The following is a 16,225-nucleotide window of genomic DNA, read 5'->3' as shown; positions in this document are numbered from 1 at the left end:
GTTCCTGTCCTTGGTGGCGTGGTGGTGTGTGGTGGTTAAAGTGGTGGGGCCCTGACGTGGTGTGTCAGGGCCCCTGGGGTGTTTTTAAGTGTGGGAGGCCCCAACCAGTGACTGGTTGGGGCCTCGACCGAATGGTTGTCCGGCGGTGACCTACTCTCCCACACCCTCCCGGGTGCAGTACCATCGGCGCTGTGGGTCTTAGCTTCCGGGTTCGGAATGGGACCGGGCGTTTCCCCCACGCTATGACCGCCGTAACCCTTGCTCCGCACCCTGGCACCCGGGGCGTGCCCGGGCGGGTGGGAAAATTTTTGGTTACAACATCGCTCCGTGTGTTGGAGCTGTGGTGTTGTTATTCAGTTATCGGTTCTCAAGCAACGGGTTTGTTGTTCGGGAACCACATAGTGGACGCAAGCAGTCTTGTTTATCTTTTACCACCCTCTTGGGTGCAAACCTCTTTTGAAGGATTGGTTTGCGGGGGTGGTGTGTGGTGTAAGTTATCGGCCTATTAGTACCGGTCAGCTTCACGAGTCGTTAGTCCTCGCTTCCACATCCGGCCTATCAACCCAGTGGTCTGGCTGGGGGCCTCTCACACACAAGGTGTATGGAAATCTCATCTTGAAGCGAGCTTCCCGCTTAGATGCTTTCAGCGGTTATCCCATCCGAACGTAGCTAATCAGCGGTGCACTTGGCAGTACAACTGACACACCAGAGGTTCGTCCGTCCCGGTCCTCTCGTACTAAGGACAGCCCTTCTCAAATTTCCTGCGCGCGCAGCGGATAGGGACCGAACTGTCTCACGACGTTCTAAACCCAGCTCGCGTACCGCTTTAATGGGCGAACAGCCCAACCCTTGGGACCTACTCCAGCCCCAGGATGCGACGAGCCGACATCGAGGTGCCAAACCATGCCGTCGATATGGACTCTTGGGCAAGATCAGCCTGTTATCCCCGAGGTACCTTTTATCCGTTGAGCGACGGCCATTCCACAATGTACCGCCGGATCACTAGTCCCGACTTTCGTCCCTGCTCGAGATGTCTCTCTCACAGTCAAGCTCCCTTGTGCACTTACACTCGACACCTGATTGCCAACCAGGCTGAGGGAACCTTTGGGCGCCTCCGTTACTTTTTAGGAGGCAACCGCCCCAGTTAAACTACCCATCAGGCACTGTCCCTGACCCGGATTACGGGCCGAAGTTAGATGTCCAAAGTGACCAGAGTGGTATTTCAACGATGACTCCACCCGAACTGGCGTCCGGGCTTCAACGTCTCCCACCTATCCTACACAAGCCACTCCGAACACCAATACCAAACTATAGTAAAGGTCTCGGGGTCTTTCCGTCCTGCTGCGCGTAACGAGCATCTTTACTCGTACTGCAATTTCGCCGAGTTTATGGTTGAGACAGCGGGGAAGTCGTTACTCCATTCGTGCAGGTCGGAACTTACCCGACAAGGAATTTCGCTACCTTAGGATGGTTATAGTTACCACCGCCGTTTACTGGGGCTTAAATTCTCAGCTTCGCCTTGCGGCTAACCGGTCCTCTTAACCTTCCAGCACCGGGCAGGAGTCAGTCCGTATACATCGTCTTGCGACTTCGCACGGACCTGTGTTTTTAGTAAACAGTCGCTTCCCCCTGGTCTCTGCGGCCCCGATCCCCTCCCACCAGCAAGTGGTGTTCAAGGTTGGGGCCCCCCTTCTCCCGAAGTTACGGGGGCATTTTGCCGAGTTCCTTAACCATAATTCTCTCGATCGCCTTAGTATTCTCTACCTGATCACCTGTGTCGGTTTGGGGTACGGGCGGCTAAAACCTCGCGTCGATGCTTTTCTCGGCAGCATAGGATCACCAAATCCCCCCAAACGGGGGTCCCATCAGATCTCAGGCATCATGAACAGCGGATTTGCCTACCGTTCGCCCTACATCCTTAGACCGGGACAACCATCGCCCGGCTTGGCTACCTTCCTGCGTCACACCTGTTAATACGCTTGCCTCCCAGGATCAGGTCCTGCGCTCCACCAAAACCCTCACACCACAAGGGTGATCGGGCAGGTCTCGGGCAGTTAGTATCCCCTGTTCAGCATGGGCGGTTTTTCGCCGGTACGGGAATATCAACCCGTTGTCCATCGACTACGCCTGTCGGCCTCGCCTTAGGTCCCGACTTACCCAGGGCAGATTAGCTTGACCCTGGAACCCTTGATCATTCGGCGGACGGGTTTCTCACCCGTCTTTCGCTACTCATGCCTGCATTCTCACTCGTGTAGGCTCCACCGCTGGTTTACACCGCGACTTCACTGCCCACACGACGCTCCCCTACCCATCCAGACGCCTGAACCACAAGGGCTTAGCTAATATCTGAATGCCACAACTTCGGCGGTGTACTTGAGCCCCGCTACATTGTCGGCGCGGAATCACTTGACCAGTGAGCTATTACGCACTCTTTTAAGGATGGCTGCTTCTAAGCCAACCTCCTGGTTGTCTTCGCAACTCCACATCCTTTCCCACTTAGCACACGCTTAGGGGCCTTAGTTGGTGGTCTGGGCTGTTTCCCTCTCGACTATGAAGCTTATCCCCCACAGTCTCACTGCTGCGCTCTCACTTACCGGCATTCGGAGTTTGGCTGACGTCAGTAACCTTGTAGGGCCCATTAGCCATCCAGTAGCTCTACCTCCGGTAAGAAACACGCAACGCTGCACCTAAATGCATTTCGGGGAGAACCAGCTATCACGAAGTTTGATTGGCCTTTCACCCCTACCCACAGCTCATCCCCTCCATTTTCAACTGAAGTGGGTTCGGTCCTCCACGACGTCTTACCGTCGCTTCAACCTGGCCATGGGTAGATCACTTCGCTTCGGGTCTAGATCACGCCACTGCAACGCCCTATTCAGACTCGCTTTCGCTACGGCTTCCCCACACGGGTTAACCTCGCGACGTAACACTAACTCGCAGGCTCATTCTTCAAAAGGCACGCCGTCACCAGAATCAGACTGGCTCCGACGGATTGTAAGCACACGGTTTCAGGTACTGTTTCACTCCCCTCCCGGGGTACTTTTCACCTTTCCCTCACGGTACTGGTCCGCTATCGGTCATTAGGGAGTATTTAGGCTTATCAGGTGGTCCTGACAGATTCACACGGGATTTCTCGGGCCCCGTGCTACTTGGGATACTCATCCAGGCGGTACACAACATTTCGGTTACGGGGCTCACACCCTCTCTGGCCGGCCTTTCAAGACCGTTCACCTATGCCTGCACATCACACCCCACCAGCCCGGCAGAACTGGTATGGAAAGTCCCACAACCCCGACCATGCAACGCCCGCCGGCTATCACACATGGAACGGTTTAGCCTGATCCGCGTTCGCTCGCCACTACTAACGGAATCACTATTGTTTTCTCTTCCTGCGGGTACTGAGATGTTTCACTTCCCCGCGTTCCCTCCACGCACCCTATGTGTTCAGATGCGGGTCACCAGGCGACTCGCGCCCCTGGCGGGGTTTCCCCATTCGGACACCCTGGGATCACAGTCCGGTTATCGACTCCCCCAGGCTTATCGCAGATTCCTACGTCCTTCTTCGGCTCCTAATGCCAAGGCATCCACCGTGTGCTCTTAAAAACTTGACCACAAAGATCAAAAAACTACTTCACGAGAGAACCACGAAAACCAACCACACCCAACAACCACCAACCCCGAAAGGTCAGCCATCATCACGCGCAGCCAGATCCAGGTTCATATTCTTGGAAATTGCTTCTTATAAAAGATGCTCGCGTCCACTATGTAGTTCTCAAACAACAACCCCAAACCACACACCCCACACACAAACGTGCATGATCGGTACGGCCAGGAAAACCAGAAACACAAGTCCCGGGCAAAAACCCGGTCCTGTTGCCTCAGGACCCAACAGTGTGCCAAACACCACCCAACAACCCGGACCAGCAAGCGTTCCTGAACCAACCCCCCAAAGGAGATCAACCCGTACTAACCACCAGACCGCGCCACCAGGCACCTATTCATTGATATTCCACCCTTGAGCACCCGCCGCAGAACAAACGTCTGCGCAACGGGCATATACTCCTGACAAACCCCACCACCCACATACATGAGGACGGCGCTTGTAGGTGCTCCTTAGAAAGGAGGTGATCCAGCCGCACCTTCCGGTACGGCTACCTTGTTACGACTTAGTCCCAATCGCCAGTCCCACCTTCGACAGCTCCCTCCCACAAGGGGTTAGGCCACCGGCTTCGGGTGTTACCAACTTTCGTGACTTGACGGGCGGTGTGTACAAGGCCCGGGAACGTATTCACCGCAGCGTTGCTGATCTGCGATTACTAGCGACTCCGACTTCATGGGGTCGAGTTGCAGACCCCAATCCGAACTGAGACCGGCTTTTTGGGATTAGCTCCACCTCACAGTATCGCAACCCTTTGTACCGGCCATTGTAGCATGCGTGAAGCCCAAGACATAAGGGGCATGATGATTTGACGTCGTCCCCACCTTCCTCCGAGTTGACCCCGGCAGTCTCCTATGAGTCCCCACCATCACGTGCTGGCAACATAGAACGAGGGTTGCGCTCGTTGCGGGACTTAACCCAACATCTCACGACACGAGCTGACGACAACCATGCACCACCTGTAAACCGACCGCAAGCGGGGCACCTGTTTCCAGGTCTTTCCGGTTCATGTCAAGCCTTGGTAAGGTTCTTCGCGTTGCATCGAATTAATCCGCATGCTCCGCCGCTTGTGCGGGCCCCCGTCAATTCCTTTGAGTTTTAGCCTTGCGGCCGTACTCCCCAGGCGGGGCACTTAATGCGTTAGCTACGGCGCGGAAAACGTGGAATGTCCCCCACACCTAGTGCCCAACGTTTACGGCATGGACTACCAGGGTATCTAATCCTGTTCGCTCCCCATGCTTTCGCTCCTCAGCGTCAGTTAATGCCCAGAGACCTGCCTTCGCCATCGGTGTTCCTCCTGATATCTGCGCATTTCACCGCTACACCAGGAATTCCAGTCTCCCCTACATCACTCTAGTCTGCCCGTACCCACCGCAGATCCGGAGTTGAGCCCCGGACTTTCACGGCAGACGCGACAAACCGCCTACGAGCTCTTTACGCCCAATAATTCCGGATAACGCTTGCGCCCTACGTATTACCGCGGCTGCTGGCACGTAGTTAGCCGGCGCTTCTTCTGCAGGTACCGTCACTTTCGCTTCTTCCCTACTGAAAGAGGTTTACAACCCGAAGGCCGTCATCCCTCACGCGGCGTCGCTGCATCAGGCTTGCGCCCATTGTGCAATATTCCCCACTGCTGCCTCCCGTAGGAGTCTGGGCCGTGTCTCAGTCCCAGTGTGGCCGGTCACCCTCTCAGGCCGGCTACCCGTCGTCGCCTTGGTGAGCCATTACCTCACCAACAAGCTGATAGGCCGCGAGTCCATCCAAAACCACAAAAAGCTTTCCACCCCCCACCATGCGATGAGGAGTCATATCCGGTATTAGACCCAGTTTCCCAGGCTTATCCCAGAGTCAAGGGCAGGTTACTCACGTGTTACTCACCCGTTCGCCACTAATCCCCCCAGCAAGCTGGAGATCATCGTTCGACTTGCATGTGTTAAGCACGCCGCCAGCGTTCATCCTGAGCCAGGATCAAACTCTCCGTTGAAGTAAAACAAAAACAGAAACCACCCGGAAACCACGGAAATAACGCAGCAACCAGACAGCAAAAATTTGAAACCAGCTGTAAAAACCAGACCACCCACAGGGGCGGGCAGCCCGATCAATTCAACCAATCACTAAAACAATTGGTATCAACAAACTTGGCACACTATTGAGTTCTCAAACAACAGACACACCCGGCACCACCACAACAACAAGTCAAGGATCGCTCCGGAGCAACTTTTCAAACTTACCCGAACTTCCGCTCCGAATCAAATCCGTGTTCCAGGATTTTTATCGGCGGGAGTTCGTCCCCACCTCGTCAGGAAGCGCTCGAAAGCCCTACCAGGATTTGGTATTGATTTTGGGGGTTTTGGCCGCCCGGGGTAACCAGCTCTTCGCTGTCTCCCTCGCGGCGACTTAGAAAACAATACACCCCCTCGGGCCCCTCCGCAAATCCCCTTTCACTTGGTCCCGTTCCGCGCCATCCCGCGGCAAAAGCGGCCATGGGCATCCAAAGCTGCCATCCGCCGTCGAACTTTCCTACTGTGCCGTGCGACACCCTAATTTCGAAGGGCTCAGTCACCAAGCACAGGCTCAATCATCGGGGCAGGCATGAGCCTTAAACGCAGAAAGGGCCGGCAACCGTGAGGTTGCCGGCCCTTTCTCAAGCAGCTGGTATCAGCAGGGCTGGATTACCAGGAAGACTTGGTGATGCCCGGAAGTTCGCCCCTGTGGGCCATGTCGCGGAGGCGGACACGGGAGATGCCGAACTTCTGGAAGGTACCGCGGGGACGGCCGTCGATGATGTCGCGGTTGCGGACACGGATCGGGGACGCGTTGCGGGGCAGCTTCTGCAGGCCCAAACGGGCTGCTTCGCGTGCTTCGTCGGTTGCCTTTTCGTCAACCAGGGTCTTCTTCAGCTCGAGGCGCTTTGCAGCGTAACGCTCAACGATGACCTTGCGCTGCTCGTTGCGAGCAATCTTGGACTTCTTAGCCATGTTTAGCGCTCCTCTCGGAATTCGACGTGCTGGCGGATCTTGGGGTCGTACTTCTTCAGAACCATGCGGTCCGGATCGTTACGACGGTTCTTGCGGGTTACGTAGGTGTAACCCGTGCCCGCAGTCGACTTGAGCTTGATGATCGGACGTACGTCCTTGTCCTTAGCCACTAGAGCTTCACCCCACGAGCGAGAATGCTGGCGACGACAACGTCGATGCCGCGTACGTCGATGGTCTTGATGCCCTTTGCAGAAACCTGCAGCGTGACATTACGGCGCAGGGACGGAACCCAGTAGCGCTTCTTCTGAATGTTCGGATCGAACCGACGCTTGTTGCGGCGGTGCGAGTGCGAAATGCTGTGCCCAAAGCCCGGCTCGGCTCCGGTCACTTGGCAGTGTGCTGCCATGACTTCTCCTCAAGAATTGAAAGTAATGATCCGCATATCTGCTGCTGGACCATGCTGCTAAGGGCGGCCCAAAAATAAGAGAAGGGCAACGGTTAGTCACGCAACTTGAGCCCCTAACTACCGGCCGCCCTGGAGAAATTACCGGGCAACCGGAGCAATTGCGCACGCTCCGCGCACTTAGCGCCTACCAAGTCTACGAGTTGACGCAATTAAAGACCAATCCGGCCTCGGAGGGTGTATAAGACAACCCGCGATTAGAGCTTGGTGAACTGGGAGTACTTCGGCTTCAGGCCGTCGCCAGAGGACTTCCCCGTAACACGGCGGACAACCCACGGGCCCGCGAACTCCCGCACCCAACGGGCGTTCGCGCGGACGGCCTCCATCCGGCTGAGCTCAGGTACAGGCGTCATCGGCGGAACCTCAAGGGAGTGGTCATGTTCCAGGACGTCCAGCACACGGTTGGCCATGTTGGCGTGCCCCGCGGCGGACATGTGCATCCTGTCCTGCGCCCACATGCCCCAGTCGTAGTACTCGCTGAAGCGCCAGTAGTCCACCAGCAAAGCGCCATGATCGCCGGCGATCCCGCGGACCAGTTCGTTGTAAATGGCCGTGCGCCCGCGGGTGGTACTGAAGACCTTCGATCCCCTGGAGTCGAAGCCGGTAAACATGACTACAGTGGCGCCGGTGGCGCGCAGTTTGGCGATGGCGCCGTCGTACTCCACCAGAAGCTCGTCAATGTCGATCCTCGGGCGGAGGATATCGTTGGCGCCCGCGTAAATGCTCACCAAGGTGGGTTGAAGTTCGACGGCGGCGTCTACCTGCTCAGCCAGAATCTGGCGGAGTTTCCTTCCGCGGATGGCGAGGTTCGCGTACCCGAAGCCGGGGTCAACGGCGCCCAGCTGTTCGGCCACGCGGTCCGCCCAGCCGCGGACACCGTTGGGACGGGTGGGATCGTCGTCGCCCACGCCTTCGGTGAAAGAGTCACCAAGGGCCACGAACCGGGTAGTGAAATCCATTCGGCCAGTTTGCCATCAGTTGCCGGGAGCAAACCAACCGGACGGTGCCTAGTTTTCCCGCAGGATCCAATGGTCGGAGTCCAATCGGCCCACAACCTTTTCGCCGATGCGCGCCAAATCCAACACGTCCTGCTCAGTCAGGGCGTCCAGGAACAGGTCCCGAACGGTCTCAACGTGACCCGGTGCCAGTCCCACAATGGTTGCCATGCCTTCCTCGGTGAGGTGGGCAGTGGTGACGCGGGCATCATGGGGGTGTGGGCGGCGTTCCACCCATCCGCGCTTCTGCAGTTTGGTCACCACATGCGAAAGCCGCGACAAGGACGCGCTGCTGCGCGCGGCAAGCTCGCTCATCGGCAGGAACCGCTCCTCCGCCTCAGACAGCATGGCCAGGACGGTGTAGTCGAAAAGGGACAGTTTCCCCGCTGCGTGGAGCTTGGTGTCGAGGGCCGCCGGCAGGAGCGTATTGATGCTTACCAGTGCCAGCCAGGCACGGCGTTCGTCGGCGGAGAGCCAGCGGGGTTCGGTCATATGCCCATTCTACGAGAAGGGGGCGGTTGATCCTTCAAGTAGCAGCGGTACCGCCGGTAGGCTGGGCGCATGTATGTTGTCTCCCTGAGCTACCGGGTTCCCCAGGACATCGTGGACTTCCACAACGATGCGCATATCGCCTGGCTGAAGAAGGCGTTCGACGACGGCGTGTTCATCGCCGCGGGGCGCAAGGTTCCGCGGACGGGCGGCATGTTGCTCTCCCGGGCCGACCGCGCGACCCTTGACGCCAGTTTGGCCCAGGACCCGTTCTACTCGAATGGTGTTGCCGACTTTGAGGTTGTGGAGTTCCACGCTGCGAGGGTTGCATCGGGTTTTGAGAACCTGCTGGACAGCTAGGACCCGGCACTTCCCGCCCGCTGCTTTGCGGCAACCTTTTTCAGGCCGCCTTTTCGCGGCACCTTGACCGGTTCCGGCCACCGCGGGGTGAGCTGGTCGCCCAACGTGACGCCGCGCAGTTTTCGGCCGAACAGCGGCAGGACCCAGTCGTGGATCCAGCGGCGCTGGTGCTGTTCCCACTCCCGCAGGCTGAGCTTCGCCGGCGGTTCCCAGTCTTTGAGCCGGATCTTGTGCGGCACTCCCAGCTGGTCCAGCACTTGGCCTGCCAGGTACTTGTGGCCGGCCTTGGACATGTGGAGGCGGTCCGCGTCCCACATCCGGCGGTCGTGGAACGCGTCCAGGCACCAGTAGTCCACCAGCACGGCGCCGTACTTGGCCGCAATGGCCCGGACCTGTTCGTTGTAGAAGTTGTTGCGCCTCTTCAACGGCTCGAGGAGCGCCGAAACTTTCACATCAAAGCCGGTGAAAAGCACCAGCGTGGCACCTGTTTCCGCGAGCTGCGCCACGAGCCCCTCGTAGTCGGCCATAAGCACGGCCATGTCCGTCTTCACGTCAAGGATGTCGTTGCCGCCTGCGTAGAGCGTGACCAAGGTGGGACGCATGCCCAGCGCTGGCTCCAGCTGCTCGCCGATGACGTGCCGGAGCCGTTTGCTCCTGATCGCAAGGTTCGCGTACCGCCATCCGGGCTGCGCCTTGGCAAGTTTTTCCGCCACCCGGTCCGCCCAGCCCCGCACCCCATTCGGCAACCGCTCGTCACGGTCCCCGACCCCCTCAGTGAAAGAGTCCCCCAGAGCAACAAACACCCGCCGCCCAGACTCAGGAAGCAAAGGTTGAGGACGCATCAGCCCACGGTAACCACCCAAAGAAAAGCAAGCACGACGCCGGAATGAACAGTTAGTGCGACGGCGTTTGGCTTTCGAGCGCCAAAGGTGAGCGAGCGTTTGGCTTTCGAGCGCCAAAGGTGAGCGAGCGTCGGGTTTGGACGGCAAAAGGTGAGCGAGCGTTGCAGGAAGCCGCATCGGGCAACGACGCACCTAACACCGGCTCAGGGAACCTAGCCCTCGGCTTTGCCCTGCCGCCAGTACCCCATAAAAGCAACCTGTTTCCGGTCAATCCCAACGTCCCGGACAAGGTACCGCCGCATGTCCTTGATGACGGCGGCCTCGCCGGCGATCCAGGCGTAGAAGGGCATGGCTCCGGCGGGCATGTCGGGGTTTTTGGTGGCCTGGATTTCGGCCGTCTCCATCCGCTGGGGAGTCTCCCAGAGGATGTCCACGTCCACGTTGACGTCCTCCGGCTCGGGGCCCGCGCCGCCGTCGGCCGTTTTGATTCCCACCCATCCGGGCACCGGGACTGCCTTCCGTACGGCATCCTGGAGCAGTTCCCCGTGCGGCCGGGACCGTCCGATTGCGGCGCCCCGCGCCAGCCAGGTGATCTCGATGTCCGCAGGTGAGGACAGTTCCTGGAAGTCGCCTGCTTCGGGGACTTCCAGGAACGCGTGGCCGGTCATGTACTCGGGCAGGCTTTCAAGGATGGCGGAGATAGCGGGGATAGCCGTCTCGTCGCCGGCCAGCAGGACACGCTGCGCCAGTCCGGGCCGCCATTCGACGCCGCCGTAGGCCTCCGCGGTGGCGCATTGCGCGGCGCGGTTGTTGGGGCCGATCAGGGTAAGCGCGTCCCCGGGCTTGGCGTTGAGGGCCCAGTTGGCGGCGGGACCGCCGTGGCCCTGGCTGTCGAAGTGCATCACGAAGTCGACGTCGATTTCAGGGTAGACGGTGTCCAAACGGGCCTGGCGGACGGTGTAGGTCCGCATGGAGCCGCGGACCGCCGGGTCCATGGCCAGCCATTCCCGGTACCAGCCGGACGTGCTCATTTCGAAGACGGGCAGCGGCAGCGGGGTGCCGTCTGCCGCGAGGGACGGGATCATGAGTTTGATCCGAAGGTCGAGGGTGTCCCCGTTGACGCCGAAGTCCCGCAGCGAGTACCCGCCGAAGGTGATCCTGCGGAAGTTGGGGCTAAGTTCCTGCACCGAGGAGACGGTGACCTCAAACGCGAGGGTCATCGGCTCGGTGGAGGCTGCGGCAATATCGCGTGTCTTCATGAAACGAGCTCCAGTTCGTTGGCGGGGACGTGGTGTCGGCCGATGGGAATGATCAATGGGGTCCCGGAAACGGGATCCGGGATGACGCGGGACTCGAGGCCGAAGACGTTGCGGACCAGTCCCTCGGTGACTACCTCCTGCGGCGCGCCGACTGCAACCACGGCGCCGCCCTTCATGGCAATCACGTTGTCCGCGTAGCGGGCGGCGAGGTTCAGGTCGTGCAGGACGATGGCCACGGTGGTGCCGCGTTGGCGGTTCAGGTCCGTCACGAGGTCCAGGACCTCCACCTGGTGCGCCAGGTCAAGATACGTGGTCGGCTCGTCCAGCAGCAGGACGTCAGTTTCCTGTGCGAGGGCCATGGCGATCCAGACACGCTGCCGCTGCCCGCCCGAGAGTTCGTCCACGTTCCGCTCGGCAAGGTCCAGCGTCTCGGTGGCTTCCAGCGCGTGCTGCACGGCGAGATCATGTGGGGACAAGTCCCCCTCCCTCCAGCTGCGGAAGAACCCTTGGTGCGGGTAGCGGCCGCGGCCCACGAGGTCGCGGACAACGATGCCGTCAGGAGCGGTGGGGTGCTGCGGGAGCAGGCCAAGGGTGCGGGCCAGTTCCCGCGCCGGAATGGCATGGATGTCCTTGCCGTCCAAGGTCACGACGCCGGCCGCGGGCTTAAGGAGCCGGGACAGGCCGCGGAGGAGGGTTGACTTCCCGCAGGCGTTGGCGCCTACGATCATGGTCACCTTGCCTTCGGGGATCTCGGCGGTAAGCCCGTCCACCACGCAGCGCCGATCGTATTTCAGCGTCAGGTCCTTGGCGTTGAGAACTGCCACGTCAGGCATCCTTTCGGTTGGCCGTGACCAGGAGCCACAGCAGGAACGGGGCACCGAGGGCGCCGGTGATGACGCCCACCGGCAACACCGTGCCGTCCAGCAGCAGGGGTGCAAGGTTGACGGCGGCGTAGTCCGCGGCCAGGACAATAACGGCACCAACCAGGGCCGACGCCGGGAGGCTGGCTTTGCCGGTAAAGCGGCGGGCGATCGGACCGGCCAGGAAGGCGACGAACGAGACCGGGCCGGCTGCCGCCGTCGCGACTGCTGCCAGGGACACGGCGATGATCACCAGCGCCAGGCGCGTGGCACCCACCCGGATGCCCAGCCCGGCGGCGGCGTCGGGGCCGAGTTCCAGGATGCGCAGGGGCCCGGCGATGGCAACCGCGGCGGGGAGCAGGACTGCGAGGGCGACTGCGAGGACCCCTGCGCGGTCCCAGCTGGCGGAGTTCAGGGACCCGTTGAGCCAGACGAGGGCGTCGGCCGCGGTGCGGATGTCCGCCCGGGTCATCAGGAAGTTGACCACCGCATGCAGTGCCGCGGCGATTCCAACCCCGGCCAGGATGAGCCGGTTACCGGCCGCATCGCCGCGGCCGGTTCCGCGAATGGCACCGCTGGAGATGGCGTAGATGATGGCTGCCACACCGAGCGCGCCGGCGAGGGCAGCTCCGGAGACCACCGCGCCCGAGGCACCGAAGATCACAATGGCCACCACGGCGGCAGCGCTGGCGCCGTAACTGATTCCGATGACGTCCGGGCTGGCCAGCGGGTTGCGCAGCATGGTCTGGAACAGGGCACCCGCCAGTCCAAACGCGAGGCCGATCATGGTGCCGATGACCGCCCGCGGCAGCTTGCTCTCCATCACGATGAAGCTGGCGCCGGGTATCTTTTCGCCGCCGGTCAGGTGCGCGAAGAGGATCTTGAAGAAGTCCGGGATGGTCACGGTGTAGCTGCCCAGCAGGACAGACACGGCGAACAGGACCACGACGGCGGCGGCAAGGAAAGCGGTCCGGTTCAGGTGCAGGCCGCGGCGTTGCCCTATCACTTTTGGTCCTTTAGACCCTGTTTTAGCAGCCAAATCTGATAGCGCAACGGTGTTTTTCGATGCGAGCGTCACAGCCCGGCCCCCTTGCCCCGGCGGATCAGCCAGACGAAGACAGGTGCCCCGACCAGGGCGGTCATGATGCCGGCCGGGACTTCGCCGGGCAGGAGCACCACGCGGCCGATGATGTCCGCGCCGAGGAGCAGCACCGGCGCCAGGACCAGTGAGAAGGGCAGTATCCAGCGGTAGTCGGGGCCGGTAAGGAAACGGACCGCGTGAGGGATGACCAGGCCCACAAAAGCGATGGGGCCGGCAAGAGCGGTGGCGGAACCGCACAGCAGCACGATTCCGAGGGCGGTGATGCCGCGGACCAGGCCAACGCGCTGGCCGAGACCGCGGGCGATGTCGTCACCAAGAGCCAGGCTGTTGAGGATGCGCCCGGTCAGGAGCACGATGAGTGCGCCGGCGGCCAGGAACGGGAGTCCGGACAGAATCACGGACCAGTCGCGCCCGGCGATCCCGCCCACCTGCCAGAAGCGGAAGCGGTCCAGGGTGTCCTGGCTGGAAACCAGGATGACGTTCATCAGGGAGTACAGGCCCGCGTTGAGCGCGGCACCCGCCAAGGCGAGCTTGACCGGGGTGGCGCCGTCCCTGCCCAGGGACGCGATGAGGTACACCACGACGGCGGCGGCTGCTGCTCCGATGAAGGCGAACCAGACGTAGCCGGAGAACGTGGCGATGCCGAAGACATAGATGCCGGTGACCACGGCCAGCGCAGCACCGGCGTTGACGCCCATGATCCCGGGATCGGCCAGCGGATTGCGGGCCACTCCCTGCATGGCTGCGCCCGCAAGGCCCAGCGCACCGCCGGCCAGGAGGCCAAGGACGGTGCGCGGGATGCGGGCGTGGACCACAGCATGGTCACCGTTCGCCGGATCAAACTGCGTGAGTGCGTCCCACACGGTGCCCAGAGGAAGGCCCCGGGCCCCGATGGCAAGGGATGCCCCGGCCAACAGCGCTAGTACAACGACGGCGGCCAGCAGCCAGGCGGCGCGCTTCCCCCCGAAAGCGCGGCCGCGGGAAGGACCAACAGGTTCCTTTGCCGGCACCGTGGTGCCGGCAACCCCCTGCCCGGAGGCCGCCGTCGTCGTACTGTGCGTCATGGAAAGGTGCTTACTTCTCTGCGCCGGTGACTTTATCCGCTGCGCTCGCAAGCTGCGGCAGGAACGTGTCAAGGGACCACGGCAGGCTCAGCGGGGAGGCGGCGGAGATGGACAGCGTCAGGGTGTTGTCCGAATCGGCAACCAGTGCGCCGTTCTTGATGGCCGGGATCTGGCTGAGCAGCGGGTCGGCCTTGATGGCGGCAGCGGTGGAAGCGTCCGGAACCCAGGTCACGAAGACGTCGGACTCAAGCTCGTTGGCCTTTTCCGCGGACCACGCGATGAAGAACTCCTCGGAGCCCTTGGACCTGTCTTCAACCACCGGAGCCAGCTTCATGCCAATACCGGAAAGGAAGCGGGGACGGTTGTCGTTGGCGGTGTAGACGTTGACGCCGTCACCTTTGGCGGGCTCGAGGTTGCCGTAGATGAAGCTCTTGCCCTCGATCTGCGGGTACTTGGACACCTTGTCCTTGATGGTGGCCTCGGTGTCCGAGATCAGTTTGGTGGCTTCCGCGTCCTTGCCGAGAGCCTTGCCGATAATGGATGTGGACTCCTGCCACGGGGTGCCGTAGGCCAGTTCCGGGTGGGCAACCACGGGAGCAATCTCGCTGAGCTTCTTGTAGTCCTCTTCGGTGAGGCCCGAGTATGCCGCGAGGATAACGTCCGGGGTGAGCTTGGCGATTTCGGTGAAGTTGATGCCGTCTGTCTCGGAGTACTGAACCGGGGCCTTGTCGGAGCCGGCGCCGGCACCGAGCTTTTCTAGGGCCGCGTCCTTCCAGGGGGTGGAGCCTTGGTCGTTGCCGCCCCACTCAACCTTGGGAACGCCCACCGGTACAACACCAAGGGCAATGGCGACGTCGTCATTGACCCAGGAGACGGTGGCTACCCGCGTGGGCTGTTTCTCGATGGTGGTTTTGCCGAACACGTGCTCGATGGTCACCGGGAACTGCGGGCTGCTGGAACTGGGAGCACTGGCGTCGGTGTTGGAGGACGCGGGGCCCGTGGCACAGGCCGAAAGGGTGAGCGCAGCGGCGGCCAGAACGGCCGTGGCCTTGCCTGCTGATTTGAACAGCGTTCGGCGGGTGGCGCCGGGCCCAGAGAAGAGGGGGGAAGTCACGGAACTCCTTAAGTGAATGAAGCGAACTCAAGTAAGGCTAGCCTACCCTCGCGTCCATTACGCAAGGTTTCCGTAACTTATTCCCCCTCGTGACGAAGGACACAAGAGGAGGGCCTCCCAACTGCCGGGTCAACGGTAGGAGACGCTCATCAGTATCGCCTTCAGGGTTCGGCCTTCAACCCCCCAGTACCAGTCTTTCGCCGCCTCATCGTTAGCAAACGGCGAATCGGTGAACAGCACATCTGCAGTGAGAACGCGGTCCCCGAGCATAATGAGCCCGTCCTGCACCTTCCCGTCAGGCGAGACGGGCAGTCCTGCAGTCAGCCCCATCCGGTAGTGGGCCGCGCCGTCACTGCGATCAACAAAGAACGACGAATGGGGCGTGGGGACAAAGTGCCCCACCAAGCCTGGTACCGGGTCCGTCTCGAGCACGGTCCTGCTGGCGGAGCCCGCCACGATGTCGGCGATCGTCCCGTAATAGATGTTGATCACATCATTACCGCTGGCGTTGTATATGGTCGCCGTCCCGACGTACGGGGACTGTGATGGCTCGAAAACCTCTACCCGCCAGTCCGCCGGATAATCGAAGGAAAGCCGCCCATCAGGGAACTTGAAGGTAGCCAGCCCGGCCGGCGCCGGAGGGGGTGTGGTTGTCGTGGCGACGGGAACGGTCGTAGCGGACACGGTTGCAGGAGGAGCACTCGCGGAGGAAGCGCTGGCTGCCGGTTGGCCGGCAGCCCCTGTGGACGGGTCACCGCTCCCCGCCGGCGCGCCTGCCGCGCAGCCGCCGAGGGCCAGCGCCGCTGCGGCGGTTGCTGCGAGAAAGTACGTAGGGCGATGTGCTGGGCGCATAGGTGTGCCTTTCGAGAGAAGGCCGTCACGGCCGTCGGGCGTCAGACGCAGGTCCCAGCGTTCCACGTCCGCCCATCGGGAGGATGATGGCGAGTATGTGATGCCCATCAGCATGGCACCGGCAAAACGCATCCACTAGCGGTGGGCTAATATATCCATCGATTTGTTATAGCAGGGTTCCCTAGGGTT

The 16,225-nt window shown here is 61.2% G+C and carries 13 protein-coding genes and 3 rRNA genes; 1 reads left to right on the top strand and 15 read right to left on the bottom strand.

Features of this window, described 5'->3' with window-relative positions; translation table 11 throughout:
- Positions 1 to 137: 137 nt before the first annotated feature.
- The 8 genes from rrf to QFZ70_RS18820 form a co-directional block, all read right to left on the bottom strand.
- Positions 138 to 254 (bottom strand): 5S ribosomal RNA (gene rrf / locus QFZ70_RS18855).
- Positions 255 to 484: 230 nt separating this feature from the next.
- Positions 485 to 3,611, bottom strand: a 23S ribosomal RNA gene (locus tag QFZ70_RS18850).
- Positions 3,612 to 4,117: 506 nt separating this feature from the next.
- Positions 4,118 to 5,642 (bottom strand): 16S ribosomal RNA (locus QFZ70_RS18845).
- Together the 16S, 23S and 5S rRNA genes form the textbook arrangement of a ribosomal RNA operon.
- A gap of 688 nt (positions 5,643 to 6,330) precedes the next feature.
- Positions 6,331 to 6,636, bottom strand: a complete 306-nt coding sequence (rpsN, locus tag QFZ70_RS18840) for a 30S ribosomal protein S14 (RefSeq protein ID WP_307097748.1) — start codon at positions 6,634 to 6,636, stop codon at positions 6,331 to 6,333.
- Between the two features lie 2 nt (positions 6,637 to 6,638).
- Complete coding sequence (rpmG, locus tag QFZ70_RS18835) at positions 6,639 to 6,806, bottom strand: 50S ribosomal protein L33 (protein ID WP_013602737.1); 168 nt, start codon at positions 6,804 to 6,806, stop codon at positions 6,639 to 6,641.
- On the bottom strand, positions 6,806 to 7,042 hold the full coding sequence (gene rpmB / locus QFZ70_RS18830; protein ID WP_104043693.1) for a 50S ribosomal protein L28: 237 nt from the start codon (positions 7,040 to 7,042) through the stop codon (positions 6,806 to 6,808). The genes rpmG and rpmB overlap by 1 nt, the downstream gene beginning before the upstream one ends.
- A 254-nt stretch (positions 7,043 to 7,296) precedes the next feature.
- A complete protein-coding gene (locus QFZ70_RS18825) occupies positions 7,297 to 8,058 on the bottom strand; it encodes an SGNH/GDSL hydrolase family protein (RefSeq protein WP_307097747.1) in 762 nt (253 codons plus the stop codon).
- Positions 8,059 to 8,106: 48 nt separating this feature from the next.
- Complete coding sequence (locus QFZ70_RS18820; RefSeq protein WP_307097746.1) at positions 8,107 to 8,586, bottom strand: MarR family winged helix-turn-helix transcriptional regulator; 480 nt, start codon at positions 8,584 to 8,586, stop codon at positions 8,107 to 8,109.
- Between the two features lie 69 nt (positions 8,587 to 8,655).
- Here QFZ70_RS18820 and QFZ70_RS18815 point away from each other — a divergent pair, with 69 nt between their 5' ends.
- Complete coding sequence (locus tag QFZ70_RS18815) at positions 8,656 to 8,943, top strand: YciI family protein (RefSeq protein WP_307097745.1); 288 nt, start codon at positions 8,656 to 8,658, stop codon at positions 8,941 to 8,943.
- Here QFZ70_RS18815 and QFZ70_RS18810 read toward each other — a convergent pair.
- From QFZ70_RS18810 to QFZ70_RS18780, 7 genes are all read right to left on the bottom strand, one after another.
- Positions 8,940 to 9,785: an SGNH/GDSL hydrolase family protein gene (locus QFZ70_RS18810; RefSeq protein WP_307097744.1), complete on the bottom strand. Its 846-nt coding sequence runs from the start codon at positions 9,783 to 9,785 to the stop codon at positions 8,940 to 8,942. The two genes, QFZ70_RS18815 and QFZ70_RS18810, sit on opposite strands and share 4 nt — an antisense overlap.
- 212 nt (positions 9,786 to 9,997) lie before the next feature.
- Positions 9,998 to 11,044 carry a siderophore-interacting protein gene (locus tag QFZ70_RS18805; RefSeq protein ID WP_307097743.1) on the bottom strand — a complete coding sequence of 349 codons (1,047 nt, stop codon included), beginning with the start codon at positions 11,042 to 11,044 and terminating at the stop codon, positions 9,998 to 10,000.
- Positions 11,041 to 11,868, bottom strand: a complete 828-nt coding sequence (locus QFZ70_RS18800; RefSeq protein WP_307097742.1) for an ABC transporter ATP-binding protein — start codon at positions 11,866 to 11,868, stop codon at positions 11,041 to 11,043. The genes QFZ70_RS18805 and QFZ70_RS18800 overlap by 4 nt, the downstream gene beginning before the upstream one ends.
- A 1-nt stretch (position 11,869) precedes the next feature.
- Positions 11,870 to 12,910: a FecCD family ABC transporter permease gene (locus tag QFZ70_RS18795; protein WP_373461654.1), complete on the bottom strand. Its 1,041-nt coding sequence runs from the start codon at positions 12,908 to 12,910 to the stop codon at positions 11,870 to 11,872.
- Positions 12,911 to 12,978: 68 nt separating this feature from the next.
- A complete protein-coding gene (locus tag QFZ70_RS18790) occupies positions 12,979 to 14,070 on the bottom strand; it encodes an iron ABC transporter permease (RefSeq protein WP_307097741.1) in 1,092 nt (363 codons plus the stop codon).
- Between the two features lie 10 nt (positions 14,071 to 14,080).
- Positions 14,081 to 15,184 carry an ABC transporter substrate-binding protein gene (locus QFZ70_RS18785; protein ID WP_307097740.1) on the bottom strand — a complete coding sequence of 368 codons (1,104 nt, stop codon included), beginning with the start codon at positions 15,182 to 15,184 and terminating at the stop codon, positions 14,081 to 14,083.
- A 129-nt stretch (positions 15,185 to 15,313) separates the two neighbouring features.
- On the bottom strand, positions 15,314 to 16,036 hold the full coding sequence (locus QFZ70_RS18780) for a hypothetical protein (RefSeq protein ID WP_307097739.1): 723 nt from the start codon (positions 16,034 to 16,036) through the stop codon (positions 15,314 to 15,316).
- Positions 16,037 to 16,225 lie beyond the last annotated feature (189 nt).

It is taken from the genome of Arthrobacter sp. V1I9 (genome assembly GCF_030817075.1).
Classification (GTDB): Bacteria; Actinomycetota; Actinomycetes; order Actinomycetales; family Micrococcaceae; genus Arthrobacter.
The sequence above is the reverse complement of the archived record's forward strand: the minus strand, read 5'-3'. Positions and strand labels throughout refer to the sequence as shown.